4 protein-coding genes are annotated in these 3,346 nt (G+C 44.3%); 3 read left to right on the top strand and 1 reads right to left on the bottom strand.

Features of this window, described 5'->3' with window-relative positions:
* A partial coding sequence (locus ACXJGZ_RS08300; protein WP_456399037.1) for an ABC transporter substrate-binding protein occupies positions 1-999 on the bottom strand: 999 nt, incomplete at its 3' end.
* Between the two features lie 154 nt (positions 1,000-1,153).
* Between ACXJGZ_RS08300 and ACXJGZ_RS08295 the strand changes: the two genes are divergently transcribed.
* From ACXJGZ_RS08295 to ACXJGZ_RS08285, 3 genes are all read left to right on the top strand, one after another.
* Positions 1,154-1,792 carry an MBL fold metallo-hydrolase gene (locus tag ACXJGZ_RS08295; RefSeq protein WP_456320944.1) on the top strand — a complete coding sequence of 213 codons (639 nt, stop codon included), beginning with the start codon at positions 1,154-1,156 and terminating at the stop codon, positions 1,790-1,792.
* Between the two features lie 2 nt (positions 1,793-1,794).
* Positions 1,795-2,451: a DNA repair and recombination protein RadB gene (gene radB, locus ACXJGZ_RS08290; RefSeq protein WP_293255448.1), complete on the top strand. Its 657-nt coding sequence runs from the start codon at positions 1,795-1,797 to the stop codon at positions 2,449-2,451.
* 102 nt (positions 2,452-2,553) lie between these two features.
* Positions 2,554-3,346, top strand: a 793-nt coding sequence (locus ACXJGZ_RS08285; protein WP_456399036.1) for a pyridoxal phosphate-dependent aminotransferase, incomplete at its 3' end; no start/stop codon positions are given.

Raw genomic sequence — 3,346 nt, 5'->3', positions numbered from 1 at the left:
CGCAGTAACATTGCAAACGAGAAGGTTCACATTGTAGTTAAATGCTTGAGGATGGATTAGACGAGCAAACTCCTCTAGACCTTCAACGATTCTCGGGCTCGGCCGTGAAACAATGTCGTCATCGCTTATCACGAAGACCCTCCCATTCCTAACAGCGCTCGTCTTCGAAAGTTCGCTCTTACACAGTTCCTCTCTGGTAATTCCGGCGTGAGGTGGGAGGACTATCACATCGGGATCCCTTCCTAGTACCTCCTCAACGCTCACCTGAGGCCATCCTTGAACATCCTCAAAAATGTTTTCTCCACCTGCAAGTGTTATCAGGTCATTTATGAAGCTTCCTTTTCCGGCAGTCATTAAAGGATTGTTCCATACGATATAGAAAACTTTGACCTTTGGCTTATCTGCAACTTTGATCTCAATCTCCTCAATTTTAGCCTTCATGAAGTTTATCACACCTTCAGCTTCTCCCTGTTTGTTTAATATCCTTCCAAAAAGCTCCAGCTGCTCGTATATTTCGTCGATATTTCCGGGGTCAACCACGACAACGGGGGCTATCTGCTCCAGCTGCTCAAGATATTTGTAGTGCATTGAGGTGATGATTATGAGATCCGGCTTTAATGAAGCTATGAGCTCAATATTGGGGTCGCTGAATCCTCCTATTACCGTCCTGCCCTCTTTGACATCCGCAGGGAAGTTGTCAAACTTCGTAATCCCAACTACCTTATCGAGTACCCCGAGGTAGTACAGAGTTTCTGTAATGCTGGGTGCTAGGGAGACTATCCTTTTGGGTTCTTTCTCAATCGTAATGCTCCTGTTCGCAAAGTCTTTCACGCTTATGGGATAGTAATGAGGCTCTTTAACAACGGTCTCCGTTTGAGTTATTGTTGATGTTGTAGTTTTTGTTTGAGTAATAGTAGATGTTGTGGGCTGATTTATGCACCCGCTGACAGCAAGTCCCAAGAGTAGCACAATAAACAGAATGGATATTTTCCTTCTCATTGTATCACCACTGGATTATTTGTCCAATTTGAATATATAAACTTATTGGATAAAATTGCCAATATTCAAAAAGTTTTGAGAGAGCCCGAGGGAAAGATTTAAGTTCGATAAGGTAGAGTTAATTACATGCCGAGCAATATTTGGAGGTATTGCAATGAAAATTACATGGTACGGTCATTCATGCTTTTACATCGAAACACGGGGGATTAAGCTCCTTTTCGATCCCTACCCCGAGGTGGAGGATGATCTAATAGGGGATGTGGATTATATTCTAGTGACCCACGAGCACAGCGATCATTATGGCAAAACCCCTCTCATAGCTAGGTTAAGGGATGCAACAGTTATAGGACCCAAGCCCGTCTATCTCATGGCGATTGCAGATGGGATTACGAAAGTTGAAGAGGTGGAATGGGGAGAAGAAATTGAGCTGGAAGGAGGGGTTAAAGTTAAAGTTGTTTATGCCGAGCATCCTTCAAGCCAGTACCCCGTGGGCTATTTGATTTTTGGGGATAAGGTTTTGTACCACCCGGGAGATACATACTCTTCTCCCAGATTCCGGGAACTAAGGAAATACAAGATAGACATCCTCCTAATACCTATAAGCGGGCGCTCCACCGCCAATGAGAGGGAAGCAGCTGATATAGTGGAAGCATTGAGGCCCAAAATGGCAATTCCCATGCACTATGGAATCTACAGTTCCGCAGATGTTGAAAGTTTTAAGAGGGAGCTTCAGAAGAGGAGGATATGGACTCTTGTGAGGGAGTTTAAACCCGAAGAAACGTTAGAGGTTTGAATATGCTCACAACGGGGAGTAAAAACCTCGATGAGCTTTTAGGTGGGGGAATTGAGAGGGGAGTTCTAACCCAGGTATACGGGGTTTTTGCGAGCGGAAAGACAACCCTTGCCATGCAGGTGGGGCTTTTAAATGAGGGGAAGGTTGCATATGTGGACACGGAGGGCGGTTTTTCTCCCGAAAGGCTTGAGCAGATGGCATATAATTGGGGTCTTAGAGGAGCCCTTGAAAAGTTCATACTTTTTGAGCCCTCCGATTTCAGAGAGCAGAAAAAGATGATAGCGGGACTAAAGAAAATTGTAAGTGAGAAGTTCTCTTTGATAGTTGTGGACTCCATAACCTCACTATACCGCACGGAGGAGAAAAAGCATGAGCTCCTTAATGAGCTGAGCAAGCAGCTTCAAGTCCTTTTATGGCTCGCTAGAAAGCACAATCTTGGGGTAATAGTTATAAATCAGGTCTATTTTGACTCTTCGGCGAAAACCTTAAAGCCCCTAGCGGAACATACATTGGGATACAAATGCAAGGATATTCTGAGGCTTGAGACGTTACCCAGACCTTCCTACCGTCTGGCGGTTTTAGAGAGGCACCGCTTCAGACCCGAAGGAGGTATGGTGCACTTCAGGATAACGGATAGAGGCATCGAGGATATAGATTAGGCGCTTCTGGTTAATGCTGCATTAAAGGTTTCACTAATGTACAATATTTTATAGCGGCAAAATTATAAACATCCCGGCATACACATATTCGGTGATTTCGAAATGGCGTTGAGTGACAGGTTGGAACTCGTAAATCCTTCGGAAATTAGGAAGCTTTTTGATTTGGCTCAGGGTGTTGAGGGGGTGATTTCACTGGGAATTGGAGAACCCGACTTTGACACTCCTGAGCACATTAAGGAGTACGCTAAAGAAGCGTTGGACGAGGGGTTAACGCATTATGGTCCTAATGCCGGGATTAGGGAGCTTAGGGAAGCAATAGCGGAAAAACTGAAGAAAGATAATAGTATTGAAGTTGATCCAAAGAGTCAAATCATGATAACTGTTGGAGCGAATCAAGGGCTTTTAATGGGTTTTGCAACATTTTTAAAGGATGGTGAGGAGGTCCTCATACCTTCGCCCGCGTTTGTTAGTTATGCTCCCTCAGTAATCCTCGCGGGGGGAAAACCTGTTGAAGTGCCCACTCACGAGGAGAATGAATTCCGCCTAACCGTTGATGATCTTAAAAAGTACGTTACTGAGAAAACGCGCGCTCTCATCATAAACAGCCCGAATAATCCTACTGGAGCCGTTCTAACAAAAAAAGATCTTGAGGAAATCGCGGATTTTGCCGTGGAGCATGATTTAATAGTGTTCAGTGATGAGGTTTACGAGTATTTTGTGTATGATGGGGTCAAGAACTACAGTATTGCTTCTCTTAACGGAATGTTCGATAGGGTGATAACAATAAACGGTTTTTCAAAAACTTTTGCAATGACTGGCTGGCGTTTGGGTTTTGTTGCGGCACCAGAATGGGTAATTGAGAGGATGACTCGTTTTCAAATGTACAATGTCACGT

It is taken from the genome of Palaeococcus sp. (in: euryarchaeotes), assembly GCF_053987695.1.
Note: the sequence above shows the minus strand (reverse complement) of the source record. Positions and strands in the feature narration are given on the sequence as shown.